The 25296-nt window shown below is 64.9% G+C and carries 25 protein-coding genes; 15 read left to right on the forward strand and 10 right to left on the reverse strand.

The annotated features are described in order from the left end of the window. Positions 1–13 precede the first annotated feature (13 nt). A complete protein-coding gene (locus AC5Y4F_RS05330) occupies positions 14–838 on the forward strand; it encodes an enoyl-CoA hydratase/isomerase family protein (RefSeq protein WP_064951552.1) in 825 nt (274 codons plus the stop codon). A gap of 34 nt (positions 839–872) precedes the next feature. Here the strand turns inward: AC5Y4F_RS05330 and AC5Y4F_RS05335 are convergent, their stop codons facing one another. Next, entirely contained in the window at positions 873–2060 is a 1188-nt protein-coding gene (locus tag AC5Y4F_RS05335; RefSeq protein WP_067934548.1) for an amidohydrolase family protein, read from the reverse strand. Positions 2061–2371: 311 nt separating this feature from the next. Between AC5Y4F_RS05335 and AC5Y4F_RS05340 the strand changes: the two genes are divergently transcribed. Next, on the forward strand, positions 2372–3160 hold the full coding sequence (locus AC5Y4F_RS05340; RefSeq protein WP_064951555.1) for a TetR/AcrR family transcriptional regulator: 789 nt from the start codon (positions 2372–2374) through the stop codon (positions 3158–3160). Here AC5Y4F_RS05340 and AC5Y4F_RS05345 read toward each other — a convergent pair. Then, complete coding sequence (locus AC5Y4F_RS05345) at positions 3149–4306, reverse strand: acyl-CoA dehydrogenase family protein (protein ID WP_499995392.1); 1158 nt, start codon at positions 4304–4306, stop codon at positions 3149–3151. The genes AC5Y4F_RS05340 and AC5Y4F_RS05345 overlap by 12 nt on opposite strands. A gap of 106 nt (positions 4307–4412) precedes the next feature. Here AC5Y4F_RS05345 and AC5Y4F_RS05350 point away from each other — a divergent pair, with 106 nt between their 5' ends. Then, entirely contained in the window at positions 4413–5432 is a 1020-nt protein-coding gene (locus AC5Y4F_RS05350) for an acyl-CoA dehydrogenase family protein (RefSeq protein ID WP_499995393.1), read from the forward strand. Here the strand turns inward: AC5Y4F_RS05350 and AC5Y4F_RS05355 are convergent. Further along, positions 5411–5827 (reverse strand): PaaI family thioesterase, encoded by a 417-nt coding sequence (locus AC5Y4F_RS05355; RefSeq protein WP_067934544.1) that lies wholly within the window; start codon positions 5825–5827, stop codon positions 5411–5413. The genes AC5Y4F_RS05350 and AC5Y4F_RS05355 overlap by 22 nt on opposite strands. Positions 5828–5865: 38 nt before the next feature. Then, entirely contained in the window at positions 5866–6774 is a 909-nt protein-coding gene (locus tag AC5Y4F_RS05360; protein WP_499995395.1) for an enoyl-CoA hydratase, read from the reverse strand. A gap of 128 nt (positions 6775–6902) precedes the next feature. On the opposite strand from AC5Y4F_RS05360, the gene AC5Y4F_RS05365 reads away from it, so the two are divergent. The 6 genes from AC5Y4F_RS05365 (at position 6903) to AC5Y4F_RS05390 (ending at position 13729) form a co-directional block, all read left to right on the forward strand. Then, positions 6903–7988, forward strand: coding sequence for an NAD(P)H-dependent amine dehydrogenase family protein (locus AC5Y4F_RS05365; protein ID WP_067934732.1), 1086 nt, complete (start codon positions 6903–6905; stop codon positions 7986–7988). Positions 7989–8032: 44 nt separating this feature from the next. Continuing rightward, a complete protein-coding gene (locus AC5Y4F_RS05370; protein ID WP_067934539.1) occupies positions 8033–8638 on the forward strand; it encodes a nitroreductase family protein in 606 nt (201 codons plus the stop codon). A gap of 176 nt (positions 8639–8814) precedes the next feature. Further along, entirely contained in the window at positions 8815–10344 is a 1530-nt protein-coding gene (gene fadD4 / locus AC5Y4F_RS05375) for a fatty-acid--CoA ligase FadD4 (protein ID WP_499995397.1), read from the forward strand. 573 nt (positions 10345–10917) lie between these two features. After that, positions 10918–12336, forward strand: coding sequence for a WS/DGAT/MGAT family O-acyltransferase (locus tag AC5Y4F_RS05380; RefSeq protein ID WP_499995398.1), 1419 nt, complete (start codon positions 10918–10920; stop codon positions 12334–12336). A 228-nt stretch (positions 12337–12564) separates the two neighbouring features. Beyond that, positions 12565–13299 carry a helix-turn-helix transcriptional regulator gene (locus AC5Y4F_RS05385; protein ID WP_499995787.1) on the forward strand — a complete coding sequence of 245 codons (735 nt, stop codon included), beginning with the start codon at positions 12565–12567 and terminating at the stop codon, positions 13297–13299. Beyond that, complete coding sequence (locus AC5Y4F_RS05390; protein WP_067934527.1) at positions 13292–13729, forward strand: group III truncated hemoglobin; 438 nt, start codon at positions 13292–13294, stop codon at positions 13727–13729. The genes AC5Y4F_RS05385 and AC5Y4F_RS05390 overlap by 8 nt, the downstream gene beginning before the upstream one ends. 119 nt (positions 13730–13848) lie before the next feature. Here the strand turns inward: AC5Y4F_RS05390 and AC5Y4F_RS05395 are convergent, their stop codons facing one another. From AC5Y4F_RS05395 to AC5Y4F_RS05405, 3 genes are all read right to left on the reverse strand, one after another. After that, positions 13849–14334 (reverse strand): hemerythrin domain-containing protein, encoded by a 486-nt coding sequence (locus AC5Y4F_RS05395; RefSeq protein ID WP_499995400.1) that lies wholly within the window; start codon positions 14332–14334, stop codon positions 13849–13851. A 72-nt stretch (positions 14335–14406) separates the two neighbouring features. Then, complete coding sequence (locus AC5Y4F_RS05400) at positions 14407–15780, reverse strand: PPE family protein (RefSeq protein WP_499995402.1); 1374 nt, start codon at positions 15778–15780, stop codon at positions 14407–14409. Between the two features lie 368 nt (positions 15781–16148). After that, on the reverse strand, positions 16149–16595 hold the full coding sequence (locus AC5Y4F_RS05405; protein ID WP_499995403.1) for a hypothetical protein: 447 nt from the start codon (positions 16593–16595) through the stop codon (positions 16149–16151). Between AC5Y4F_RS05405 and AC5Y4F_RS05410 the strand changes: the two genes are divergently transcribed. The 4 genes from AC5Y4F_RS05410 to AC5Y4F_RS05425 all read left to right on the forward strand — a co-directional run bounded on the left by AC5Y4F_RS05410 (position 16537) and on the right by AC5Y4F_RS05425 (position 20118). Further along, a complete protein-coding gene (locus tag AC5Y4F_RS05410) occupies positions 16537–16848 on the forward strand; it encodes a hypothetical protein (protein WP_499995812.1) in 312 nt (103 codons plus the stop codon). The genes AC5Y4F_RS05405 and AC5Y4F_RS05410 overlap by 59 nt on opposite strands. 2 nt (positions 16849–16850) lie before the next feature. Continuing rightward, complete coding sequence (locus tag AC5Y4F_RS05415; protein ID WP_499995404.1) at positions 16851–18509, forward strand: NAD-dependent malic enzyme; 1659 nt, start codon at positions 16851–16853, stop codon at positions 18507–18509. A 142-nt stretch (positions 18510–18651) separates the two neighbouring features. Next, a complete protein-coding gene (locus AC5Y4F_RS05420; RefSeq protein WP_082947612.1) occupies positions 18652–19398 on the forward strand; it encodes a DinB family protein in 747 nt (248 codons plus the stop codon). A 102-nt stretch (positions 19399–19500) separates the two neighbouring features. Beyond that, positions 19501–20118 (forward strand): TetR/AcrR family transcriptional regulator, encoded by a 618-nt coding sequence (locus tag AC5Y4F_RS05425; RefSeq protein ID WP_499995406.1) that lies wholly within the window; start codon positions 19501–19503, stop codon positions 20116–20118. Here the strand turns inward: AC5Y4F_RS05425 and AC5Y4F_RS05430 are convergent. Next, a complete protein-coding gene (locus AC5Y4F_RS05430; RefSeq protein WP_067934521.1) occupies positions 20115–20480 on the reverse strand; it encodes a cupin domain-containing protein in 366 nt (121 codons plus the stop codon). The two genes, AC5Y4F_RS05425 and AC5Y4F_RS05430, sit on opposite strands and share 4 nt — an antisense overlap. 63 nt (positions 20481–20543) lie before the next feature. Then, positions 20544–21254, reverse strand: coding sequence for an SDR family oxidoreductase (locus AC5Y4F_RS05435; protein WP_499995407.1), 711 nt, complete (start codon positions 21252–21254; stop codon positions 20544–20546). A 106-nt stretch (positions 21255–21360) separates the two neighbouring features. On the opposite strand from AC5Y4F_RS05435, the gene AC5Y4F_RS05440 reads away from it, so the two are divergent. Together AC5Y4F_RS05440 and AC5Y4F_RS05445 are read left to right on the forward strand one after the other, a co-directional pair. Then, positions 21361–22221, forward strand: a complete 861-nt coding sequence (locus AC5Y4F_RS05440; protein ID WP_499995408.1) for a LysR family transcriptional regulator — start codon at positions 21361–21363, stop codon at positions 22219–22221. A 253-nt stretch (positions 22222–22474) separates the two neighbouring features. Beyond that, positions 22475–23539, forward strand: coding sequence for a 3-deoxy-7-phosphoheptulonate synthase (locus AC5Y4F_RS05445; RefSeq protein WP_499995410.1), 1065 nt, complete (start codon positions 22475–22477; stop codon positions 23537–23539). Between the two features lie 39 nt (positions 23540–23578). On the opposite strand, the gene AC5Y4F_RS05450 is transcribed toward AC5Y4F_RS05445, so the two are convergent. Beyond that, the gene (locus tag AC5Y4F_RS05450) at positions 23579–25243 is read right to left on the reverse strand and encodes a (2,3-dihydroxybenzoyl)adenylate synthase (RefSeq protein WP_499995411.1); all 1665 of its coding nucleotides are present in this window, start codon (positions 25241–25243) and stop codon (positions 23579–23581) included. Positions 25244–25296 lie beyond the last annotated feature (53 nt).

Here is a 25296-nt window from a genome sequence, read left to right on the forward strand (position 1 = left end):
GGAGCCTGACCAGGTGACGCAGTACGACACGATCGAGGTCGAGGTTCGCGGTCACACCGCGTGTGTGACCCTCAACCGTCCCGAGGTGCTCAACGCGATCAACGACCAGATGATCGCCGAATTAGCCGTGGCCTATGCGGAAATCGAACGTTCGCAGGACATCTGGACGGTAATCATCACCGGTTCCGGCCGTGCCCTGTGCGTCGGGGCAGACGTCAACAAGGCCGCCGACCATGACATGGAGAACGCGGCGGGAATCGACAACCAGGGCGAGCCCATCCTGAGCTCGATGCGGCAGTGGGACGCACCGCAGGAGGCGACCCCGCCCTGGCTCCACATGACCAAGCCGATCATCTGCGCGGTGAACGGCATTGCCTGCGGTGCCGGCATGGACCTCGTGACTACGGCCGATATCACCGTCGCGTCTGAACGCGCGACGTTGATGGACCCGCACGTCAGTATCGGTGTGACATCCGGGCGCGAAGGGGTCAGGCTTGCCCGGATCCTGCCGCTGCCGGTGGCAATGCGGTTGATCTTGATGGGCAAGCACGAAAAGCTTGACGCGCAGCGTGCCTATGATTTGGGCGTCTTCACCGAGGTGGTCGCCCACGACGCGCTCATGGCGCGCGCGTGGGAGATCGCCGAGGTGGTGAATTCGAATGCACCGCTGGCGGTGCGGGGTTCACGAATGGCGGTGCGCAAGGGGTTGACGATGCCCATCTACGAGGCAGAGCTACTGGCCGAGAACTACCGGATGAAGGTGGCGCTGACGAAAGATGCCATCGAGGGGCCGCGCGCCTTCCTCGAGAAGCGTAAGCCGGAGTGGAAGGCGCTGTAGCGCTTAATAGCGGTTGGTAGCGCTTGGGCCGGCGCTACACCATCCCAAAGAACGTCTTCGCGTTGGTGGACAACACCTTTCGCTTGGTCGCCTCGTCGAGACCCTCCGTCGCCTTGTTGGCGACCTCCATGCTGTGCGGCCAGTTGGTGTCGTTGTGCGGGTAGTCGGTCTCGAACATGAGCTGGTCCTCGCCGACCAGATCGAGGATGCGAAATGCGACCGAATCACCGAAGGTGGAGAACCATACTCGGCCGGGCACTTGGGTGCTCGGCGGTTCGGTCAGCAGCGGGTGAATGCCACCCCAGGCGCGTCGGTCCTCCCAGACCTCGTCGACACGTTGCAGGTAGTAGGGGATCCAGCCCGCTTGCGCCTCGGCGAAGGCCAGCTTGAGGTCCGGGAACTGCCTGAGCTTGCCGGAGAACAGCCAGTCGACCATGGCGATGGTGCAGTTGACCGCCATCAGCGCGCTAGTGACGACGTGCGGCGAGTCCGGCGAGGATTTGGTGAGCGAAGAACTCGACCCGATGTGCAGCATGATTCCCACCTGGTTTCGTTCGCAGGCGGCGAAGAACGGGTCCCAGTAGCCGCTGTGAATCGACGGTAGGTCGAGGCGAGAAGGCAGCTCGGAAAAGCACACCGCGTGCATGCCACGGGCCGCCACCCTGTCGACCTCCTTGGCGGCCAGTTCCACGTCCCACAGCGGGATGATGCCGAGCGGGATCAACCGACCGTTGGAGCTGCCGCCCCACTCGTCGATCTGGAAGTCGTTGTAGGCCTCGACGCAGAGCCTGGCGAGTTCCTTGTCCTTGCCGTACAGGAAACGCTGGCCGCAGAAGCGGACGAGAGTGTTGGGGAAGCAGGCCGAGGCTTCGATGCCGGCGAGGTCCATGTCGGCGAGCCGGTCCGCGGGGCGGTAGCAGCCTGGGCGCATCTCGTCGTAGGTGATGGGATCGGTGCTCAGCTCGTCGAGCTCATAGCCGGCGGCCGCGCTGATGAGTGGGATCGGGATGACCGCGTCCTCGTAGTGCCAGATGTCCGCGTCGCGTCCCTCGTCGTCTTCGACGAACGCGACATCCGAAGTGACGCTCGGATCCATGCGGCCCCGGGTGCGTACGATCCGCGGCCCGATGTCCCTATAGCGCTCGGGCAGCCGGCTGGTCCAGAGATCGGCCGGCTCCACCAGGTGGTCGTCCGGCGAGACGATCAGGATATCTGCGCTCAACGCTGCACTCCTTCGACAACGGCCCACGACTTCAGAACGGGCATGATAGCTCCCGCAATCGAGAATGACCGTTTCCACGGTACCGCATCGGATCGGGTCGGAGTCGCCCGGCGCCTGATATGGCTTACCCATGCGGTGCCGACCGAGGCCGTCGTCGGAGGCGCGCTCGTGGCCCGGAGGGCCGACAGAGCGGTCGCGTGGTGGCGAGGAAGGGATAGGGCGGAAATCCGCACTTACATGCAGTGACAATCAACATACACGGGTAGGTAGATTGCGCATTTCTGACGGAGAACGCGTATTCTGGCCGCATTATGCCTACGAAGAAGCCCGCCGGTTCAGACGTCGAAACCGGCTTGGAATTGGTAGATACCGATGTCGAGCTGCCGGGTAGCTGGCAGCAGCGCACGATCGAGCGGCGCCTGAGCACCGCGAGGGCCCGTGCCCTGGCCCGCAGTTCGCGGTTTCTGGCCACCGCGCTGGAATTGGTGGAGGAGTCGGGCAAGGCCGACTTCACGATTCAGACACTCATCGACAGGTCCAATCTGAGCCTGCGGGCGTTCTACCAACACTTCGCCGGCAAAGAAGAACTCATGTTGGCGCTCTACGAGAACGTCACGAGTCAGTTCACCGAGGACATCCGGCAGGACGTTGCCGCGGCCGACGGCCCGATGGAGCAACTCGAGGCGTTCTGTCGCGGTGTCCTGTCGCGGGCGGAGTCGTCGGAAGCTGTCGGCGGCCGCGTCATGACCATCTACAACCTGAGCCTGGAAATCGAGCGTCCGGACGACTTCGCCAAGGTGTGGGAGCCCCACCTGAAGCTGCTGACGAAGATCATCACGTCGTGTGCCCGGGCGGGACTCGTGCGCACGGATCTGACCCCCGCGCAGCTGACCACGTTGCTGAACACCACTCTCACCGCGCTCGCTCAAATCGGCGTTTTTCATTTGGGCGGCAAGGGAACCAAGCTCACCGAGGATCAATTGTGGGCGTGGTGCAAACAAGCTGTGACACCGCCCGCTAACGACATCAAGGCCCGGCCCGCGCGCAAGGCGGGACCCAGTGCGTCGTCGGCTCGCCGGGTCAAGAAGCTAACGGGGTAGGCCGAGCCCGCGTTGGGCGATGATGGTGCGCTGGACCTCGCTGGTGCCCGCGTAGATCGTGGTGCCCAAAGAGAAGCGCAGTGAGTGGTCGAACCGACCGTGCTCAGGCGCGGTCGGTTCGAGATAGCTCCGAAGGCCATCTGGGCCCACGAGTTCGATGATGTCCTGGCTGGCGCGTTCAAGGGCCTCCGTGCTGAACACCTTGGACATCGGTCCCTCGGCCACCGGCATCTCGCCCTGCTCCAGCATCCACACGCAGCGCCGCTGCAACAGCATCGACACCTCGCTCTCGATGGCGACTCGGGCGAGCCGGCGCCGGACGTCTGCGTTCGCAATGGGACGCGAGCCGTCGTCGGACGTGGTGGTGGCCCAGCGTTCCGCATGGTGCAACAGGCGGATCAGGTGCGGGCCCCAGCCGGACGCGTGCTCATCCTGCAAGGACAGCCCGAGCACCTGCCAGCCACCGTCGACTTCGCCGATCCGCCACTCGTCGCCGATGCGGACGTCGCTGTAGAAAGTGATGTTCGTTCGCTCCCCGGAGAGCGTCCATACCGCCTGTGCCGCAAAGCCGTTGGAATCACGCGGCACCAGGAACATCGTCAGGCCCTTGTGTTTGGGCTTATCGGGATTCGTCCGTGCGAGCAGGAAAATGTAGTCGGCGATGTGACCGTTGGTGGTGAACATCTTTGAGCCGTTGATCACCCAATCATCGCCGTCGCGGACGGCCTTGGTGGCCGCCGCCGCGACATCCGACCCGCACTCCGGCTCGGTGAAGCCGAGGGCGATGGTGATGTCGCCGTTGATCGCGCCGGCGAGGATGCGATCCTTCATTGCCGGGGTACCGATCTCGCGGATGATCGATGCCACCATCCTGGTCGTCTCGGAAAGGTACATCGGCGCGTCGAAGCGCATGAGTTCTTCTTTGAGAACCTGATCGTCCCATATGCCGCGGTCCTGTCCGCCGAGCTCGACAGGCCAGCACGGTGCGAAATAGCCCTTTTCGACGAGTGCTTTGGCGAATCCGTCGTCGTGTGCGACACCGCTCTGGTAGATCTGCTCCTCGAATTCGGGGGTCAATACGTCCCGCAGGTGCGCGCGGACGCCGTCCCGGTAGCTTGCGGAGGCTGCGTCGAGCTGAAAATGCATGTATGCACGCCAATCTGTAGTCGCGCGCGAATCGGGCACTGTGCGCGACAATGTTACTCTCAAATTTGAGAGTAACCATATCCGCGGGTGATTGGGACGGGTGATCGTGGACCTGAGCTTGACGGGCGAACAGAGGCAGCTGGTGGATTCGTTCGCCGCACTGTTGGCGCGCGAGTCGACCTCCGAGCGTGTGCGGGCCGCGGAACCGTCGGGCTTCGATCTCAAGCTGTGGAAGGCGCTGCTGGAGACCGGGGCAGTCGAGATGGCCGTCGACGAGGCGGCGGGGGGATGGGGTGCCTCGGAGTTGGAACTCGCGTTGATCGCCGAACAGTTCGGCAGGGCCATCGCGTCGGCTCCGATCATCGAAGGGCAGGTCGCCGCGCGATTGCTAGCCGCTTCGGGCGAGGCCGGTAAAGAGTTGTTGAGCACGGTCCTCGCCGGTGACCAACTGGTCACCTTCGCGCCTCGCGCCGGGTGCGGAGTGAAGTTGGGACTGGTACCCGCCGGCGCGGTCGCAGACCATGTGATTGCCCTGGCCGAGGGGCGGCTGCTGGCAGTGCCGACCGGGAACAACAGCACCGCGGTGAGAAATCTCGCGTCAATGCCGCTGGCGGACATCGTGATTGGCCCTGAATCGCTCGTGCTCGCCGCCGGAGAGCAGGCACACGACCTGTTCTCCGGGGCGCTCGACCTGTGGCTGACACTGACCGCTGTCGCGCTGGCGGGTGCGGCCAGGAAGGCCGTGGAGATCGGTGTCGACTACGCCAAACAACGCCATGCGTTCGGGATGGCGATCGGCACCTTCCAGGCTGTGTCACATCCGTTGGCCGACAGCGCCACCGCCGCCGACGGAGCGCGGTTGCTCGGGCTGAAAGCGGCGTGCGCATTCGCCGACGAGCCGGACCGTGTTCGCGAACTGGCGGCCATGGCCTTCGCGTTCGCCTACGAAACCGCGCGCGACGCGACGCGCCGCAGCTTGCACATCCACGGCGGATACGGATTCGGTATGGAAGGCGACATCCAGCTCTACTATCGCCGGGTGCGGGGCTGGGCAATGGTTTTCGGCGAGCCCGCCGTCGCATTGGACCGAGTGGCCGACGAGCGCTACGGGGCCACTGCGGGTTGACCTGGATCTCGGCGCGCCAGCACCGCGAAGCTGAGCGTCGCGCGCGCCGCCAGCCGGTTTCGGCCGACGTCGTGAACGTCAACGCCGACGACTATCAACCGCTTGCCCGCGCGCACCAGCGTGGCGGTCGCGCGCGCCGGGCCTTCGACGATCGGAGCCAGAAAATGGATGGACATGTCAGCGGTGCCTGCACCGTCGGCGTCCCCGGCGTGCTTGACCGCCAGCCGCCCGCCAGCGATGTCGATGACTGTGGCGACCAACCCGCCCTGCAGCGCGCCGCGGATGTTCCTCAGGTCTGGACGGTTGTGCAGATCGACGACGACCGAGTCGTCGGTATCGACGACGTCGTAGAACGGCAACCCGGCGAAGAGGTGGCCCGCGATGGTGACGTTCATGGGTTGCGGCGTCGGTTCGGTGGGTGAAGCAATATCGGTCACGCGTCCGACCGCACCTTGTCCTTGACGGCCAGGACAACCGGGGGAGCCGTCCGCCAGTTCGGCACCCCCTGCTCCTCGCCCGCGGTGGGGAGTTTGTCCTCGCGGATCTGCGCCCAGTGGGAGTGGTTCAACTGGTGCAGGGCGAAGCAGGACTGCAATGCGTTGTAGAAGCCCATGTTGTCAACCGACTGGTTCACCGACTCCTTGATCAGCAGGGCCGCCATCGTCGGCACCTGTGCGATGCGTCGCCCCAAATCCAGGGTGCGCTCGGCCAGTTCGTCGCGCTTGAAGATCTTGCTGACCATGCCCAGCCGGTAAGCCTCTTCGATGTCGATTGCGTCGCCGGTGAGCATGAGCTCCTTCGTGCGTCGCGGACCGAATTCCCACGGATGGCCGAAATACTCCATCCCGCACATCCCCAACCGGGTGCCGACCACATCGGCGAAGCGCACCTCTTCGCTTCCGATGATGAGGTCACAAGCCCAGATCAGCATCAGCCCCGCGGAGAAAACGTCGCCGTGGACCTGGGCGATGGTGATCTTGCGCAGATTGCGCCACCGCAGATTGTTCTGGAAGAAGTAATGCCATTCCTGCAGCATGGTTCTCTCCGCGCCGTCGCGGGTACCGCCGTTGACGGTCACGGTCGGATGCTGGCCAGGCCCCGGGCTGAACTCGGCGCGAGCCTGTTTGGAGCCGATATCGTGACCGGACGAGAACATCGGGCCCTCGCCGGCGAGGATAACCACGCGAACGGTGTCATCGGCCTCGGCGCGCGCAAAGGCGTCATCGAGTTCGACAAGCATGCCGCGGTTCTGGGCATTGCGCTGGTCGGGGCGGTTCAACGAGATCCGAACAATCATGCCGTCGTCGAATGTGTCCCACTTCAGGAATTCGTACTCGCTCACCGCTCTCGCCTCTTTCTCGTCTGCTACTGGTAATGGTGTTATCAATATATGAGAAGTGATGTTCTCACAGTTCGGGTCCGTGTTGGCCGGAAGGGGTGCAGATGGCGGAAGGTCAGCGGAAGCCAAGGGTGATTCTGTGGGGTCCCGGCCAGGTCGGGGTCGGTGCGTTGCGTGCCCTCATCGCGCACCCAGGCCTCGAGCTTGCCGGCGTGGTGGTGCACGCCGAAGCCAAGGACGGCAAGGATGCGGGCGAGCTGTGCGGGATGCCCGCGACCGGCGTCATCGCCACCCGGGACATCGGAGCCGCGCTGTCGATGAAGGCGGACGTGGTGGCCTACTTCGCATCGGGTGACTACCGCTATCACGATGCCGCGCAGGACATCGCGCGCTGCCTGCGCGCGGGCAAGCATGTGGTGTGCACCTCGCTGGTCCCCATGTGCTACCCGCCGGCGGCCGACAAGGAAACGGTTGAACTGCTTGCGGCGGCGTGCGTAGAGGGCGACACCAGCTTCTTCAACAGCGGTGTTGACCCCGGCTGGGCGAACGACGTGATCGCGCTGACTATGACGGGCTTCAGTAGTCGTGTCGACCGCATCACGATGCTCGAGCTACTCGACTACGGTCCGATCAATCAACCCGACATCATGTTCGACTTCATGGGATTCGGGCACCCCCCTGACCACCCGGCACCGCTGTTCGACCCGGACCGTCTCGCCGCGTTGTGGGCACCCACTGTCCACCTGGTCGCCGACGGCGTCGGACTCCCGCTCGAGAGCGTCGAAACATCCATCGAAAAGTGGTTGGCAGCAGAGCGATACGAGGTTGCGTCTGGGTGGATCGAACCTGGGACCATGGGCGGCATGCGATTCAAACTCGCCGGAATGGTCAACGGAGAGGAACGAGTCGTGCTGGAACATGTCACCAGAATGGGAAAGGGGGCTGCGCCTGATTGGCCGCGGCATCCGTCACCGCACGGCGGCTACCGGGTCATCGTCGACGGTCTACCCACCTACACCGTCGACATCGAGATGCATGGTCGCGGCAACAACATGAGGGGCCTGACCTACGCGACCGTCATGCGCGAACTCAACGCGATCCCCGCGGTGATGGCCGCCCCGACCGGCTTGCTGTCGACGCTTGATTTGCCGCTGGTCACGGGCCCGGTGCGCGGCGCAACCTGGCGAGGCGTGCTGCCCGCGGGGGTGAAGGCGTGAGCGACAGAGTTCTCCCACTGGCGTCGGCGGACCTGTGGGAGGTCATGCGCACCGCGTCGGCCGTGCGGCGCTATCGTGACGATCCTGTCTCGGACGAGGTCATCGACACCTGTCTGCGTGCGGCGAGTTGGGCTCCGTCCGGAGGCAATCAGCAGCCGTGGAAATTCGTCCTCTTGAGGTCGAGCAGGGTGCGCGATCTGGTCACGGAGGCGGCACACCGGACATGGGACGTTATGACCGAGTTCTATCGGATATCGGTGCCCGACAACGGGGCTGACGATCCCAAATCACGCGTTTTGCGAACGATGGCTGAGCACATGAGCGTTGGTGGTGCGGCCCCAGTGCTAGTGCTGTTCTGTGTCCAGCCACAGCGAGGAACCACTGAGCTACAGCAGGGGGGCTCGATCTTTCCCGCGGTGCAAAACTTCCTCCTGGCCGCTCGCGCACAAGGACTAGGCGCGGCGATCACCCTGTGGCACGGGTCTTGCGAGGACCAGCTGCGGTCCATGGTCGGCATTCCCGACGACTGGAAGATCGCAACCCTGCTTACGGTGGGCTGGCCCAAGGGCGGCCATCATCCGGTGCGGCGCAAACCGCTTAGCGAGGTCGCGGCGATCGATCATTGGGATCAACCCTGGAAGAAGATGTGACGGCGTCGGAAGCGTCGGGCCCGGCACTGATCGCTGCCGGGCTCCCCGATGCCCGGGCACCGCCGCGGTGCCTGCGGACGGCGATTGCGCTGTCGAGGTCTTGTCACCGCTTGTCGAAGCGTTCCGCGGCGCCACGGACGCGAACACATTTCTCCGCCAGAGCCAGAGGGGCCTTCATGCAGTTGCGTGATCACGCAACGTCCACCAAACCCGCTGTGGTCCTTCACTATTCCGGCACCATCGTGAGCTTCGCGGACCTCGAAGCCAGCGCTAATAGGCTGGCCCATTTCCTGCGACGTTCGGGCCTGGTCGCCGGCGACACCGTCGCAGTGCTCATGGAGAACAACGCGCGCATCCACGCCGCGATGTGGGCCGCCAAGCGAAGCGGGTTGTACTACACGCTTGTCAACACGCATCTGAGCCACTCCGAGATCGCCTACATCGTGGCAGATAGTGGAGCGAAGGCCATCATCTCCTCACGGGTGATGCGGGGTGTGTGTCGTGAATTGCCCGGGCACCTGCCCGCCGGTCTACCACCGGTTGCGCTGATTGCCGACGATGACCTGGAAGGCTGGCTGCGCTATCCCGAATGCGTGGCGGCCGAACCTGCGACACCGATCGCCGATGAAAGCGATGGTCAGCTTTTGCAGTATTCCGCGGGCAGCACGGGTCGCCCGAAGGGAATCCGCCGGCCGCCGGCCCCACGCGGCGCCGGTCTTTCGAATCTATCGACGCCCGTCTTCGAGGCCCTCGGGGTGCGCGACGACTCGATCTACTTGAGCCCTGCCCCGACCTACCACACCGCGCCGGCCATGTGGACAATGGCGGCGCAGGCCGCGGGCGCCACAACGGTTCTGATGGAGAAGTTCGACGCCGAACACGCGCTCGAGGCCATCCAGCGCCATGGCGTCACGCACGCACAGTTCGTACCGACAATGTTCGTGCGAATGCTGCGGCTGCCCGACGAAACTCGGATGCGCTACGACCTATCGACTTTGCGACGCGTCGTCCACGCCGCCGCCCCGTGTCCGCCCGAGATCAAGCGCCAGATGATCGACTGGTGGGGGCCGATCATTGACGAGTACTACGGGTCATCGGAAGGTGCCGGAATCTCGTTCATCCGAGCCGACGACTGGCTGGCGCATCCAGGATCCGTGGGCAGACCCATGGTTGGTACACCGCACATCCTCGATGAGGAGGGCACCGAACTCGGGCCGAGGCAAGTCGGTGAAATCTACTATGAGGGCGGTTACCCGTTTGAGTACCTCAATGACAAAGCCAAAACGGCTGCGGCCCGCAGTCCCGAAGGGTGGGTCACGGTTGGCGACGTCGGCTACCTCGATGACGAGGGTTACTTGTACCTCACCGATCGCCGCAACCACATGATCATCTCCGGCGGAGTAAACATCTACCCGCAGGAGACCGAAAATCTTCTCATCAGTCACCCACTCGTGGTCGACGCCGCAGTGTTCGGCGTGCCGGATCCGGTGATGGGACAGTCGGTGACAGCCGTCGTGCAGTTGGCGGATCCCGCCCGGGCGTCGGGCCGACTTGCCGAGGAACTCATTGCATGGCTACGGAATCGCATGGCGCACTACAAGTGTCCGCGGTCGCTGCATTTCGAGACGCAGTTACCGCGGACTGACGCCGGGAAGCTCTACAAGCGGGGGCTCGTCGAGAAGTACGCGGGAGATACCCAGAGTTAGATCACGTGAGGCCTCTCGGATACCTGAATGTGTATACCGCCACGCAAGGTGTCATCGCCAGTGCGGACGGCAGCGCTGGGATCCCAAGGATTGAGAACGTAGGCAGGCCGGTTCGGTGCCGGTCCCGGGGTTCATCGCCACGCCTTGCGCAAGTACCTCCGAAGAATCGCCCGCCTCCGAGATCTCATGAAAGAGCGCACTATCCGTCACCCACCCTGATTTCGGCGGTCGGCCGCGTATCGAACACGACTGCGTCCGGCTTCCGGTGTGACCGACCTCCTCTTGCGCATACCCCATTATAAATGAATAATATCCTTTAAATAGCGCGGAGCAACTGGAGAATGGTCGCTCGGGATGACAAGGCCACGATGGTGACAGCACCGTCTGACCCGATGGCGTTGAAGCTTAATGCACAGCGCCAGACCGTCTTTGAGTCACGGAACATGAAGTTGTCTGACGCTGCCGGGTGCACGAGCGCCTCGACTTCGGGGACTTTTGGCCCTGGTGTCACGGCGACGGGCGACGGAAGATTGGTGTTACCACTAGTTGCAGATAAGTTGGGAGGTGGCGGCCGTGGATCAACTGACAACGCTTGACGCCGGCTTTCTGAAGGCGGAGGACGCGGACCGGCACGTGAGTTTGGCGATCGGCGGCCTGGCGGTCATCGGGGGGCCGATCCCAGACCGTGAGGCGCTGATGGCGACTCTTGCTCAACGGGTCCGGATGTGCCCCCGATTCGGACAGCGCCTGCGCACTCGTCCCTTCGACCTCGGTGCACCCGAATGGGTGGACGATCCGGACTTCGACCTGGGCCGTCACGTACGGCACATCGCGCTGCCGCGGCCCGGCGATGACCGGGAGTTGTTCCAGCTGGCTGCCGACGTGATTTCCCGGCGCCTCGACCGGGATCGTCCGCTGTGGGAAATCTGGATCATCGAAGGGCTCAGCGAAAACCGGTGGGCGATGCTCACCAAGATTCACCACTGCATGGCCGACGGAATCGCGGCCACCCACATGCTTGTCGGGCTGTGCGACCCCGATCCCAGCGGCACCCATGAGAGCTTCGTAAGCTCTATCCACGCCACTAAAGAATCTGAAGCGCAACGAATCTCACGGACCATGCCGGGCTTCAACCCACGGAACATACTGGGTGGAGTGTGGCATACGACGACCGCCATGACGGCCACCGCCGCCCGCACGGCCCTGGGTGCCGCGCAGATCGCCGCCGGCTTGCTGCGCCCCACAACGACGTCCCTCAACGGACCGATAACCACGCTGCGCCGCTACGGCGTCGCGCGGGTGCCCCTCGCCGACGTCGCGCAGGTGTGCGCAACCTTCGATGTCACCATCAATGACGTTGCGCTGACCGCAATCACGGAGAGCTACCGCAACACCCTTGTGCAGCGGGGCGAAGAGCCGCTTCCGGATGCGCTTCGCGCGCTGGTGCCGGTGTCGATGCGGACTGCCGAGGCGTTGGACAAGACGGATAACCGCGTATCGGTGATGCTGCCCTACCTACCGGTCGACGAGGAGCACCCGATAGAGCGGCTGCGGACCGTCCATTCCCGCTTGGACCGTACGAAGTCAAACGGCCAGCGGCAGGCGGGTCATGCATTCGTGTCGATGGCCAATCGCATTCCATTTCCCCTGACCGCATGGGCGGTCCGGTTGTTGATCCAGCTACCGCAGCGCGGCGTGACCACCCTCGCAACGAACGTCCCCGGGCCCCGTCAGCCACTGCGACTCATGGACCGGCCGGTGGTCAGTGTGTTCCCGGTCCCGCCGATTGCGATGCAATTGCGAACCGGGGTGGCAATGCTGAGCTATGCCGAGGACCTGTTTTTTGGCGTCCTCGCAGACTACGAAGCCGTATCCGACATTGATGCGTTGGCTCGCGGAATCGAACAGGCGGTGGCGCGTCTGGTAGCGATCAGCAAGCAACGCAAACGAATACATGGCCGTCGAGGGCTGTCACTCGTCGCCAACGTCTAACCACGTCGCGCCTCTCAGGACGCTCCGGGTAGCCCGAAAGGCGATCGAGGCAGTGGTCGCTGCCACCGCCGAGACTCACCTCGTCAGTCGTAACACGTCGGTCAACACACGCCGCGGTGTGGGCGGTGGTGCCGCGTCGAGTGGCGGCGCGGCGCAACCCGGGCGGCCTGGTATTATTAATGAAAAATATCATTTAAAAGCAGGCAACCGGACGAGAGGATGGATGCGTTGGGTGAGCACCACGAGGACGAGGCCGGACGATCGCATCGCTTGGGGCGTAACCGGCAGCGCCAGCGAGTTCTCGAACTGGTGCGTGCGCACGACGAACCAGTTGATGCAGTCGAACTCGCCGCTCGCCTCGGGCTGCACACGACCACGGTGCGCTTCCATCTCGACGCGCTGTGCGGTGAGGGACTCGTCGAACGTACCCGGATCACGCGCACCGGTGTGGGTCGTCCCCGCACCGGATACCGTGCGGTGCGCGAGCGGCTGGACTATCGGGTCCTTGCCGAGATATTGGCATTTGAACTCGGCGATACCGCCGACAAGCGGCGTCGCCGCGCCGAAGCCGCCGGTCGGCGATGGGCCGAGCGAATCGCTGATGAGAGTCCGCACGAAGACGCTGCGGGGCAACATGTTCCAGGCGGTTCTGCATCGAGGGAGGCGGCTGACGAGCGGTCGGCGGCGATCACGGCGGTGTTCGACCGGATGGGATTCGGTCCCGAGTTGGTTCCCACCAAAAAATCGACCCGCGGCAACCAGCGGACAATTCGCCTGCACAGCTGCCCGGTTCGTGATCTGGCCCGTGCTCACCCGGAGGTGACGTGCGCCTTGCACCGGGGGCTGCTGCGGGGCCTGGCAGGTCCGCAAAAGTCGGTTGGCTCCGCGCCGGGGATGCGAGCCGAGCTGGAGCCCTTCGTCGAACCCGAGTTGTGTCTTGCCAGGGTGATCACGGATGAGTGAGCTCTCTAACCCTGTGGGCCATGCGGTCTCCGACGTGTGCGTCCGCGCGGACGTGGAGGCGCTGCTGCGCCGGTTCTACGGCCGGGTGATGGCCGACGACGTCCTCGCCGAGCCCTTCACGGAGTTGCGGTTGACAGGTCTGGAATCGCACATCCCGGTGATGGCCGACTTCTGGGAGACTGTGCTGTTCCGCGCCGGCCTGTACAAAGGCAGCGCATTGCACGCCCATCGCCGCGTCCATCAAAGAGTCCCGTTGAGCAGCCGTCATTTTGTCCGCTGGCTGACCATGTGGACTGACACCGTCGACGCGATGTTCCGGGGACCCAACGCCGAACGCGCGAAGATCCAGGGCGCCCGGATCGCCTGGGCCATGCACCGACGGCTGACAGGCTCGGACACGCCAGAACTCGACATCCTTGTCGCGCGCTGAGGCTGATGGAGCGCGCTACTCAGAGAGAACGTCAGGGAAGTGCCGTGCCGCCCCGGATGATCGACGGTGACCGGCTCGTGGAGGCAGCGAGGATCGAAAGGCAAGCCGCAAATGGCCGGTTACCGTGTGCGTTTCGTGCCCGCCTGCTGGCACACCCAGCCATCGGGAATGCGGCCCGTGTCGACGAAGCGGGTCAGCTGCGCGCTCGTTGGCGCCGGAAAATCGTAGTCGGCATGCAGATATACGACCGGCTCCTCGTTGAAGTTGTGCTTGTGGAGGTGGTCCAGCAGCTGTTCGCAAGTGTCCTCAAGCCGCGGGCTGCCTGTTCCGTCAGCAAGCAGCTGCGTGAGGGTTTCCATCGTCCGCCACAGCTCGCCGTGTTCACGCATCATCACGAAGACGGGCATCATTATTCCGGCCTTTCGAATCGGCGGGAACAGGAAGATCTCCTCGAGGTAAATGTGCCGACGCAGCGCATCCATCGTCGCCCTCAGTAGCTCGGGCTGCCGGTTGCCGCGATCGAGTGCGTCGATGAAACATTCGATAGCGGTGCCTATTTCGCGGTGTTGGCGCATCAGTTCGGCGGATAACACCCGGTCGGGCATCTTTTGCTCCTCCATGTGCGTCTGCAGCCGGGTAGGTCACCTCTCGCCGGCTTCGGCCTTCACACGGGCGGGTCATCCGCCCACCGGCGAATGCGGAATGAGCGAGACGCGCATGCCGACGCGCTGAACCGCTCCCTCCGATTCGCGCCCGACCATGCCGCCCAACGGCAGCTTGGACACTGCGGTGCCCGGCGATGCCCCGGGTGCGACGGCCCACCCGCCCGGCATGGCACCGCTGTTGAGCCCCGGAAGCGGGGCGACCGACGAAACCGTCGTCGCCCAACTCGGGGGTACGGACAAGGTGCTCAGCGAACTGGCTTGGCCCACGCTCGCCGAGGCGCCCTGACCCAATCCCGCCAGGGGCTCGAGGCCTCCCAAACCGGCCGCGGCGCCCGTGCCTCCCAAGCCGGCTATGCCCTGGACGCCCTCGGCCCCCAAGATGGACCCGGCGCCCGCTTCGTCCAGCGCCAATCCCTGGTAGTCCAGATCGAGGCCGTAGAGGTCGATCCCGATACCACCGCCGTCGGCGATCAGACCGGCGCCGTCGGCGCCGTACCCGGCCGCCTCGGAGGCCAGCCCCGCCGCGGCACCGTCCGCCGCGGGGGCAGCGGCGAGCGCCGAGGCCGCTCCCGAGGCGGCGCCCGCACCGCTGCTCACGGTCTTGGTCGCACCCTTCCCGGAGGCCCCGGTCACACCCGACAGTGAGCTGAGTGGGGCGGAGGCTCCCGAGGATCCCAGCGACGCTCCCGTGCCCATCGCCGCCTGTGATAAGCCGGCAGTCGAGGATGAGCCGGGAGTTGAGAGGCCTTGCAAAGTCTGGGGCACCGTCGAGGCCCATTGCGTCGTCGTTGACTGTGCGCCAGTACCGGACTGGGCTGCTGCATGGGTGACGGCGCCGAGCTGTCCGGCGGGGCCGGCTGGATTGGTCGACTGCGGTGGCGGCAGTACCGGCGAAAGCCTCGATGCCGCAGCGGAATTAGCGGCGTAGGTGTACATCGCGGCGGCGTCCTGGGCCCACATCTCGCCGTACTCGGCCTCGGCCGCCATGATGGCCGGGGTGTTCTGCCCGAAGATGTTTGTCTGAATCAATGCCAGTAACCGAGCGCGGTTTGCGGCGATCAGAGGAGGTGGCACCGTCACCGCGTACGCGGTTTCGAATGCTGCTGCGGCGGCCGTGGCCTGCGTTGCCGCCTGCCCGCATTGCTCGGCGGTCGCCGTCATCCAGGCGATGTAGGGCATTACCGCGGCCGCCATCGACATCGACGCCGGTCCAGACCAAAACTCGTCGGTAAGGGCCGCGATCACGGTGTGGTAGCCGCTAGTGGCGTCAGTCAGCTCCGCGGCCAGCGACTCCCAACCGGCGGCGGCTGCCAGCAAACTTGCGGGCCCGGGCCCCACGTACATCCGCCCCGAGTTGATCTCGGGCGGCAATGCGCCAAAATCCATGTCCATCCCTAATTTCTTGGTGCCCGTCTTGGTTGACCTCGCCGATTCATGGCATCGCGGTGGACGTTGGTGCCGTCGCACACAACATGCGGTCAGTAGTCCGAGCAGGTGGTGAATGATTGAAATCGCCCAGCCGTCGCGCAAAGGCGGCGCGACGAACCACATCGCTGGCGGTTCGCGGCGTGGCCTCGGGGTTCGGCCGAACCGGCAAACCGATTGCGGGCGAATGTGGCTTCGATAGCGAAGATCGCGTCGACCCAAATTGCCATGACAAGCGGATCAGTCTGCGCCGAGCACGCGAACCCTATTGCGGTTATTCGCTCAAGCTGGCGCCATGGCGTAGCTCGCCGAAAAGCCGTTGTGCTTGATCAGCAGCGGGCGACGCAGAATCGAATCAGAAGGTTCTGCTCAACGCGGGTAGATGCCGGCGCGCGCGGGGGTCCATCGGGCCGCTGCTGAGACCGAACAAACCCCGTCATCGGCGGTACCGCAGATCCGGGCGAGCGTGGCGTGGAAAGCGCCAAAGTGGTTGGCCGACCCCGCTTTAACCCGCCGCCTTTGAACGCCTTGTCATCGTTCACGCTGGGGCCAACGCCGAGACGCCGGACAGGAACCGAGTCGTTGGTGAGCTGCATCCCGTCCGAAACGGTGCCGGCCGATGATGCCACCACCCCCGGCTGCATCGTGTCGGTTGTCGTCTCGGCTTGCAAAGCCCCACAACCGAACGCAGCTGCGAGTAGGGCCAGTGCAGCAACGATGGCCGACGCAGATTGCCGTCGTGACCACCGTGAAGGCTTTGCAACTCTGAAACTCACAGTGCCGCTTACGCTACCAGCTGCGATGCCGCGCCCGCGTCAGGGGCGCGCGATCATTCGGGTGGTTCTCGTGATGACGATCAGCGACTCGCCCATTCATGACGGCCGTCCTGGCGTCGATCTCACGTTGGGTCAGGCGGCCCAGCTGCGGTGGCGCGGTGACATCGGTTATGCGCAGACAAAGCACCCTCGATCGTCGATGATGGTTTCGATACTCCGCCTGGCCGTGAAATTCCCAGAGAAGGGAGGTTGACGATGCCCGATGAGCTCCGCGGGCCGGCCAGACTGTTCGATGCGTTGACCACCAAAGGCACCGCCTTCACCGAGGCCGAGCGGCGGCGACTGGGTCTTCTGGGTCTACTGCCGACGGCGGTGAAGACGCTCGAGCAGCAAGCCGAGCATTGCTGGCATGAATTCTCTACTCGGCGTGACGATCTCGATAAACACATTTATCTGCGGGCGTTGCAGGACCGCAATGAGACCCTGTTTTATCGCGTGTTGCACGACCACATCGCCGAAGCGCTGCCGATCGTGTACACGCCCACCGTGGGTGAGGCCTGCCAGCGTTTCAGCGAGATCTACCGGCGGCCGCGGGGGTTGTTCGTTTCCTACGCCGAACGTGATTGCCTGGACGAGGTGCTGAACAATCGGCCGCAGCGCGAGGTCGATGTGATCGTGGTGACCGATGGTCAGCGCATTCTCGGCCTGGGTGACCAGGGCATCGGGGGAATGGGCATTCCGATCGGAAAGCTGTCGCTCTACACCCTGATCGGTGGCATCGACCCCGCGCGGACGCTTCCGATCGTGCTCGACGTGGGCACCGACAACAGCGAGCTCCTCGACGATCCCCAATACCTGGGCTGGCGGCACCGGCGCGTCGGCGACGACGACTACCACGCGTTCATCGACAAGTTTGTCGCCGCCGTCCGCAAACATCTGCCCAACGTGCTGCTGCAGTGGGAGGACTTCGCGACCACGCACGCCCTGCCGATCTTGGCCCGCTACCGCGACAAACTGCTCACCTTCAACGATGACATCCAGGGGACGGCCGCCGTCACCGTCGGCGCGTTGCACGGCGCCGCCAAAGTCGCCGGCCGTCCGCTTTCTCAGCAACAGGTCGTCATGCTGGGCGCCGGCTCGGCCGGTATCGGGGTGCTGGACATGATTCGTCGTCAAATGGTGAACGAGGGGTTGTCCGAACAGGCTGCCTCACAGCGCATCTGGGTCGTCGACGTGGTTGGCCTGATCACCGATGACCGCACCGACCTCTCCGGTGCCCAGCGCGAGTTCGCGCAGCCGGCCGGTCGTGTAGCGGGATGGGGCCTGTCAGGGCCCGCGCAGCTCGCCGATGTCGTTCACCATGTCGAGGCGGGCGTGCTCCTCGGCCTGTCGACCGCGGCGGGTGCCTTCACCGAGAGCATCGTGCGCGAACTGGCAAGCAAGGCGGAACGACCGATCATCTTCCCGCTCTCCAACCCGACGAGCCGAGCCGAGGCGCACCCAGCGGAATTGGACCATTGGACCGACGGACGCGCCCTGATCGCCACCGGGTCACCCTTCGCGCCGCTACACCGAAACGGCACGGAACACGCCGTAGCCCAATGCAATAACGTCTATATCTTCCCTGCGATGGGGCTCGCCGTCACCGCGGCTCAGGCGACCCGGGTCACCGACGAGATGTTGCGGGTCGCCGCAGAGACCTTGGGCGAGGCCTCGCCGGCCCTCACCGACCCCGACCAGCCGCTGTTGCCCGCATGGTCAGACGTGCCCGATGTCGCCGTCCGGATCGCGCACGCCGTCGCCGTGCAAGCCGTCGCGGACGGCGTCGCCCCTGCGCGCAGCGACGCGGAACTCAGCGAACGCATCGCCGCGGTGCGTTGGCTCCCCGAGTACCCGGCGTCAGCGAGGCCGTGACGCCGGCTGACAGTAGCGGTCTTAGATCCGTTGCTTGAGGTCGTAGTCCCGTGCGGCGCCACTTCCCGCAACCGAGCGCTTGACCTCATACATACAGTGTGTATGTTTATACATACGGTATGTATCTGAAAGGTTGGGTTATATGGGTGCCACGCTCGACGCCATAGTGGAAGAACGCGAGATCGTTTTGGAGCTGTGCTCGCAGCTGCCGGATGCGATGTGGGAGAAAGACAGTGGATGCGCCGGCTGGTCGGTGCAGGACCTTTTGTCGCACATGGCATGCAGCTTCTGGCTGGCCGTCGATCCGTCGACACTGCCCAGCCCTGGTGAATTACCTGCCGAACGCGCCGCGGATCTCTATGTCGCCTCGCGACGTTCGATGACACCCAAAGAGGTGGTGGCCGACTATGAATCGGTCAGTGCGCAAGGGCTGGAGGTACTGGCCGCGATCGAGACTCAGGAGATCGACATACCTATAGGGGACGTCGGGACCTATCCGGCTTCGGTCGTGCCGACGACCTTTGTCTTCGAGTCCTTCATTCACGTGCGATATGACCTCTTCCCGCCGGATGGGCCATTGCAGGGAGAAGCCCCGCCCGTCGACGAGTTGCGGCTTGCCCCCACTCTTGACTGGATTGAAGCGGCACTGCCGCAACAGAATGTGCGCCTGCTCAACGACTTACCCGCCAGCGTAGAGGTAAGCCTCGACGGGCTGTGCGGGCGAACCCTGCATATCGGCGAGCGCCCCGAGGTCGCGGCGCGTATCACGACCGATTCGCAGGTCTTTGTACGGTGGGTCACCCAGCGCGGCACATGGGAGGATCTGGGCGTGCAGACCGAGGGTGATCCGTCATCGCTGGATATCGTTCGCCGGCTCAGGGTGTTCTGAGGCGGCCGCAAACCGCGACGCCACATCAGCCGGTAGCAGGGTCGCGGACCTTTCATACGGTATGTATGAAAATGCATACGCAGGTGTGAAAGGTACGGGTTGATGGCGAAGGATGGTCGCCGCACGCAGGCCGAGCGTGCGGCCGAGACGCGTGATGCGTTGATCGGTGCCGCCCGGCCGTTGTTTGCGTCGGTGGGATTCGCCGACGCATCCCTGGAAACGATCGTCCGCAACGCGGGGGTGACGCGCGGAGCGCTGTACCACCATTTCGCTGACAAGACAGAGTTATTCGCGGCGGTATTCGAGCGGGTGGAGGGTGAGATGGCCGCTCGGATGGGGGAGGCCGTCGCGGCCTCGGGGCACTCCGATCCCGTCGAGATCATGCGACTTTGTTCAGGTCTTTGGTTAGACGCGTGCGCCGAACCCGAGATCCAGCGCATCGTGCTGCTCGAGGCGTTGGCGGTCCTGGGTTGGGAACGTTGGAGCGACATCGGACAGCGCTACAACATCGGATTCGTGACCGGACTACTCACCGACGCCATCGAGTCCGGCAGCATCCCCCACCAGCCCGTCGAGGCGACCGCCCTGACGATCATGGGGGCGCTGCGCGAGGCGACGCTCTACATCGCGCGCGCCGACGATCAGCGTAAGGCCCGCGCGGACGCCGGTGCGGTGATGGACCGACTGATCGATGCGTTGCGCGCAGACGATGGCGGCTAATCCGTTGCTACATGCGGAGGGTCGTAGACCACGAGGAACACCAGGTCGTCGGCGCCGGCGTTGACGAGACTGTGTACGACGTTCGCAGCAACCTTGACCACGGTACCCGGCTTGGTCTCCCAGAACTGCTCACCAAGCTGTACGCGGCCGGTGCCGCTGAAAAAGTAGAACGCGTGGTTGTAGTCGTGGTGATGCGGTGCGGATCCGCCACCGGGGCCGAACTTCGTCAGCTGCGCGCTGAACAGCGTGGAGTACTCCGTGCCGACCAGCTCGTCGCTTATCCAAAAGTTCGGACCGAGATCGGTCTCGTGCCAAACGATGTCCTCGGGCGCGATGACGTTCGCGAAGAGGGCGTGAGCCACAATTCTCCTTTCGTGCGTCCGCTCTTGACTGCGGGCGGTTTTCGTCCTCGACGTGACGGACCATCAAGCGGCGATGCTTCCACCGCCGTCTGCTCGGATGATCTGACCGGTGATGTAGCCGGCATCCTCGTCCAGCAGGGCGCAGATCGCGTGCGCGATCTCGCGCGGTGTGCCCACGCGCCGCAACGGAATGGATTGCAGGATATGCGCTTCGCGATCGGATCCGACCGGGCTGAGTTCGCGGTACATCTCGGTCTCGATGGGGCCGGGCGCCACCGCATTGACCGTGATGCCGGACTGCGCGAGTTCACCGGCCCAGATCCGGGTGCACGCTTCCAGTGCGGCCTTCGTCGCCGCGTAGGGCGTGCGCTCCGCGGTGCCCAATGTGGTGAAGCTGGTGACGTTGACGATGCGCCCCCAACCATTGGCCAGCATGCCGGGCAGCACCGCCTGGACCACCTGTACGGCGGCTCGCACGTTCAAGTCGTACGTGGTGAACAGATCGTCCAGATTGATCGAGCCGATGCGTCCGAACCGGGCGATCGCTACGTTGTTGACCACTGCGTCGACTCGCCCGGACGTTTCGACACGCTTGAGTACCGCGTCGGTGGCCGTGCGGTCGCTGAGATCCGCCTCGAAGAACTCGCCCGGAAACTCGTCGGGCCGGCTGCGGGCCAGACCGATTGGTATGTTGCCGGACGCGGCGAGTCGGTCGGCGACTGCGCGGCCGATTCCCTTCGATGCCCCGGTGATCAGTACCCGCCGTGCGACCATGGTGCCCTCCTTCGCAAGCTTTCCTATGATTACTTGAACGCTTTGGAAAGCCAATTACTCATAACGTTGTTGATATGGGCGATCACATTGCGCTTATGGAGGATCGATGACGACATTGTCGCAGCTCAAGACGTTTATCGCGGTGGTCGATCAGGGCGGTTTCACGGCGGCGAGCCGACGACTCGGGCTATCCCAACCGGCCGTCAGCCGCACCGTCGCCACGCTGGAAAAGGAGCTGGGACTGCCGCTGTTCCTCCGTCGGCGGGACGGGCTGTCCCTCACCGACGCAGGTGCGATCGCGTTGACACACGCGCGCGAAGCGGTGCGCCAACTGACGTTGATGCGTACCGAGGTCGCCGGGTTGGCGGGTGACGTCACCGGGACGCTGAGCCTGGCGAGCCTGCCGTCGGCTACCGCCACGCTCGTCGCTCCGCAGCTGCAGGCGTTCGCCCGGCGGCATCCGGCCGTCACCATCCGGCTGCTGGAGGGAAGCGAGAACGAGATCTTGGATTGGCTCGATCAGGGCGCCGCCGAGGCCGGCGTGGTCAGCCTCCCCGTCAAGGGTCTCGACGTGGCGGTCCTCGGCGAGCAGCAAATGGTTGCGGTAGTGCCGGCCGACAGCCCGCTGGCACCCAAGGACACCATCACCTACGCCGACTTGGCCAAGGAGCCATTCGTTCGTGGCACCGGTGGCTGCGCGGAAGTGTTCATGCCGATCGCGCGGCGCGCTGGGATCGAATTCGACCTCGCCTTCGAAGCGCGGGAGATTTCCGCGACGCTCGAGATCGTGCGAGCCGGGCTGGCGGTCAGCATCCTGCCCCGTGCAGGCCTGCCCGAATTGCCGGGTGTCGCGGTGCGGCCGCTGCTGCCCCGGACCGTGCGCCGCCTCGGCCTCGCCGTTTCGGCGAGCGCGTCGGCGCCCGCGCGCGCGTTCCTCGATCAGATCGCCGCGCTCGATCTGCGCTGATTGCGCGCACCCCGGCGCTCAATGCTCCCGCCTTAGCGTGGTATCTTCGCCGACGTGAACATCGGCGTGCGCGCGTACTGGCGCTTTATCGTGGCTCCGGGTGGAGCCGGCGATGCAGCGTCTGGTTGACGCAACCGCACGACTGATACCCGGAGCCCAGCAGTGACCACAAGGTCGCTGCTTTTCGCTTTTCAGGGCATCGGGAATCAGCGGGCGTGCCCTGGCAGCCGGCAGAGAAAGGCACACACCCTCCATGTCCATCCTCAAGTGCGACACGACGACCATCGATACGTCCGATCATCGGATCGTTTCGTTTCGCGAACTCTCGGCTCCGGCCGTGATCCGCGCCGAGCTGCCGTTGTCGGCTCGACGTGCGCAGGCCGTCCAACGAGACCGCGACGAGATCTCGGCGATCCTGGCCGGCGGTGACGACCGGCTGTTACTGGTCGTCGGACCCTGCTCGGTGCACGATCCCGTCGCCGCGCTCGACTACGCTCGCCGACTTGCGCCGATCGCGGCCGAGTACGTGGACCGACTGAAGATCGTGATGCGGGTCTACTTCGAAAAGCCACGCACCACCATCGGATGGAAGGGACTGATCAACGATCCCAACATGGATGGCAGCTTCGACGTCGAACGTGGAATCCGCATTGCGCGTGGACTATTGCTCGACATCATCGACGTGGGCCTGCCGGTGGGATGTGAATTCCTGGAGCCCACCAGCCCGCAGTACATCGCCGACGCCGTCGCCTGGGGCGCGATCGGCGCCCGGACCACCGAGTCGCAGGTTCACCGCCAGCTGGCGTCCGGCCTGTCCATGCCGGTCGGGTTCAAGAACGGCACCGACGGCAACATCCAGGTCGCCATCGACGGCGTCAAAGCCGCTGCGGCAGCACACCATTTCTTCGGTACCGACGACGTCGGTCGCGCGGCCATCATCGAGACCGTCGGCAATCCCGACTGTCACGTGATCCTTCGAGGCGGCACGGCCGGGCCCAATTACGACACCGCCTCGGTGACCGCCGCGATCGAGCTGCTGAGCCAGGCAGGGCTTTCCACCCAAGTCATGATCGACTGCTCCCATGCCAACTCCGCCAAAGACCATGAGCGACAGGCCGAGGTCACCGCGGAGGTGGCCGCACGCCTTGCCGCCGGCGAGCGCGGTATCGCCGGTCTGATGCTGGAAAGCTTCTTGGTGGCCGGCGCCCAATCGCTCGGCGGCGGCGAGCTGACTTATGGCCAGTCCGTGACCGACCAGTGCATGGACTTCCGTACCACCGCGGGCCTGCTGGCCGACCTCTACGCGGCGATGGGCTGATCGCACGCCCCTACCGGAGGGTGGGAAACGCCCGCGGCCCTACCGTCGCGCGTGAGTTTGTTGAGCCGAAACCTGGTGGACGATGGCCTTTTTGTCGATCTTGCCGATCGGCGTGGTTGGCAGTGAGTCCATCGGGACCAGGACATCGGGCCGCGCGTGCGCGGCCACGCCACGGGCGTCGAGATAGTCGTTCAACTCCGCCAGCGATAGCTCGGGTCCGTTGAAAACCACCGCGGCACAGATTTTCTCGCCCAGGTAGGCGTCGGGCAGCCCGACGGCCGCGGCCGAGAGGATCGACGGGTTGCTGTGCAGCCGCTCCTCGAGGTCTGCCGCGGAGATCGTCTCTCCGCCACGGCAGATAACGTCTTTGACTCGGCCGGTCACCACCAGATAGCAGTCGGGACGCAGCCGCACCACGTCGCCGCTGCGGAAGAACCCGTCGGGGTCGAAGCTGCGTTCGTTGTCGCGTTCGGCGCGGAAGTAGCCGTTGAATGTGTAGGGCCCGCGGACCAGGAGTTCGCCTTCCTCGCCCCGGGCCACCGGCTGACCCTCCGCATCGACGACGCGCAGTTCATCGGCGGGCGACAATGGCCGCCCCTGGGTGTGCTCGGTGAGTTCCGGCGGATCGTCTAACCGGGTGTAGTTCAGCAGTCCTTCGGCCATCCCGAACACCTGCTGCAGACCCGGGGTCAGCGTGCTGCGCACCAGATGCGCATCCTCGGGTTCCAACTTGGCGCCACCAACCTGTAAAAGCCGCAACGTCTTTGGTGTCACGGGTTCCCAATCGCAGGCCTGCGCCCACAACTTGGCCAATGCGGGCACCAGGGCGGTCACCGTGACACCGTGGCGTGCGATGGCGGCAAAGGCCGCCTCGGGGCTGGGGTCGGTGCCGAAAACGGTGGTAGCGCCGACGGTCATCGCACCGAGCAGGCCCGGGCAGGCGAGCGGGAAATTATGGCCGGCCGGCAGCACCGCCAGGTAGACGTCGGCTGAGGTGAGCCCACAGAGTTCCGCGCTGGCCTTCGCGTTGAGAACGTAGTCGTCGTGCGTGCGGGGAATGAGTTTGGGTGTTCCCGTGGTTCCGCCGGAAACCAGTAGCAGCGCAGGCGATCCCGGGTCGGGTGACGATGGCGGCGCACCGATTGCCGGCTGGTCGCACAGTTGGGCCCATGAGATGAACGGCCCCGGGTCGCCGTCGACGATGACGTGTTTGAGCTCGGCGTGCTCCTCGGTTAGCTCCCGCGCCATCGGCCGATAGTCGAAACCCCCTGTGGTATCGGCGATCAGCAGTCCGGTGGCCTCGCTGACCGCGGCGAAATGCCCAAGCTCGACGGCGCGATGTCCGGGCAGGCACATCACCGGGATCACTCCTGCCCGCAGCAGGCCGAACAGAGCCACCGCGAACTGGCAGCCGTTCGGCAACTGCAGCAACACCCGGTCGCCTGGCGCGATACCCGCGCCCCGCAGTCCGGTGGCCGCGCGGTCAGCCAAGTCGTCGAGTTCCGCATAGCTGATCGCGTCATCGCCCACGGCGTCGAGGACGGCGACTCGATCGGGCCATTGCTGGGCCGCGTCGCTCAGGATCGTGTCCAGGGGCCGTCCCGCCCAGTAGCCGGCGGCCCGATAGGCGGCGGCCCGATCCGCTGGGAAGGGCACGAACCCGTCGAGGACTCCGGGCGTCGGCTGCGGTGTGTTCGGGCTCATGGCTCCTCTAGCGGGACTCCGGGCAGGGCTAGTAGCGGGGATGCCGCGAGTAA

It is taken from the genome of Mycobacterium sp. NGS56, from assembly GCF_059812425.1.

Bases quoted from the DNA above. Each gene is read 5' to 3' on its own strand.
- AC5Y4F_RS05425 (WP_499995406.1), top strand. From the start codon at position 19,501: ATGGCGAAGGATGGTCGCCGCACGCAGGCCGAGCGTGCGGCCGAGACG.
- AC5Y4F_RS05390 (WP_067934527.1), top strand. From the start codon at position 13,292: ATGAGTGAGCTCTCTAACCCTGTGGGCCATGCGGTCTCCGACGTGTGC.
- AC5Y4F_RS05340 (WP_064951555.1), top strand. From the start codon at position 2,372: ATGCCTACGAAGAAGCCCGCCGGTTCAGACGTCGAAACCGGCTTGGAA.
- AC5Y4F_RS05440 (WP_499995408.1), top strand. From the start codon at position 21,361: ATGACGACATTGTCGCAGCTCAAGACGTTTATCGCGGTGGTCGATCAG.
- AC5Y4F_RS05410 (WP_499995812.1), top strand. From the start codon at position 16,537: ATGGCCGACGCAGATTGCCGTCGTGACCACCGTGAAGGCTTTGCAACT.
- AC5Y4F_RS05355 (WP_067934544.1), bottom strand. From the start codon at position 5,827: ATGAACGTCACCATCGCGGGCCACCTCTTCGCCGGGTTGCCGTTCTAC.
- AC5Y4F_RS05420 (WP_082947612.1), top strand. From the start codon at position 18,652: ATGGGTGCCACGCTCGACGCCATAGTGGAAGAACGCGAGATCGTTTTG.
- AC5Y4F_RS05450 (WP_499995411.1), bottom strand. From the start codon at position 25,243: ATGAGCCCGAACACACCGCAGCCGACGCCCGGAGTCCTCGACGGGTTC.
- AC5Y4F_RS05395 (WP_499995400.1), bottom strand. From the start codon at position 14,334: ATGCCCGACCGGGTGTTATCCGCCGAACTGATGCGCCAACACCGCGAA.
- AC5Y4F_RS05435 (WP_499995407.1), bottom strand. From the start codon at position 21,254: ATGGTCGCACGGCGGGTACTGATCACCGGGGCATCGAAGGGAATCGGC.
- AC5Y4F_RS05400 (WP_499995402.1), bottom strand. From the start codon at position 15,780: ATGGATTTTGGCGCATTGCCGCCCGAGATCAACTCGGGGCGGATGTAC.
- AC5Y4F_RS05415 (WP_499995404.1), top strand. From the start codon at position 16,851: ATGCCCGATGAGCTCCGCGGGCCGGCCAGACTGTTCGATGCGTTGACC.
- AC5Y4F_RS05445 (WP_499995410.1), top strand. From the start codon at position 22,475: ATGTCCATCCTCAAGTGCGACACGACGACCATCGATACGTCCGATCAT.
- AC5Y4F_RS05345 (WP_499995392.1), bottom strand. From the start codon at position 4,306: ATGCATTTTCAGCTCGACGCAGCCTCCGCAAGCTACCGGGACGGCGTC.
- AC5Y4F_RS05370 (WP_067934539.1), top strand. From the start codon at position 8,033: ATGCGCACCGCGTCGGCCGTGCGGCGCTATCGTGACGATCCTGTCTCG.
- fadD4 (WP_499995397.1), top strand. From the start codon at position 8,815: ATGCAGTTGCGTGATCACGCAACGTCCACCAAACCCGCTGTGGTCCTT.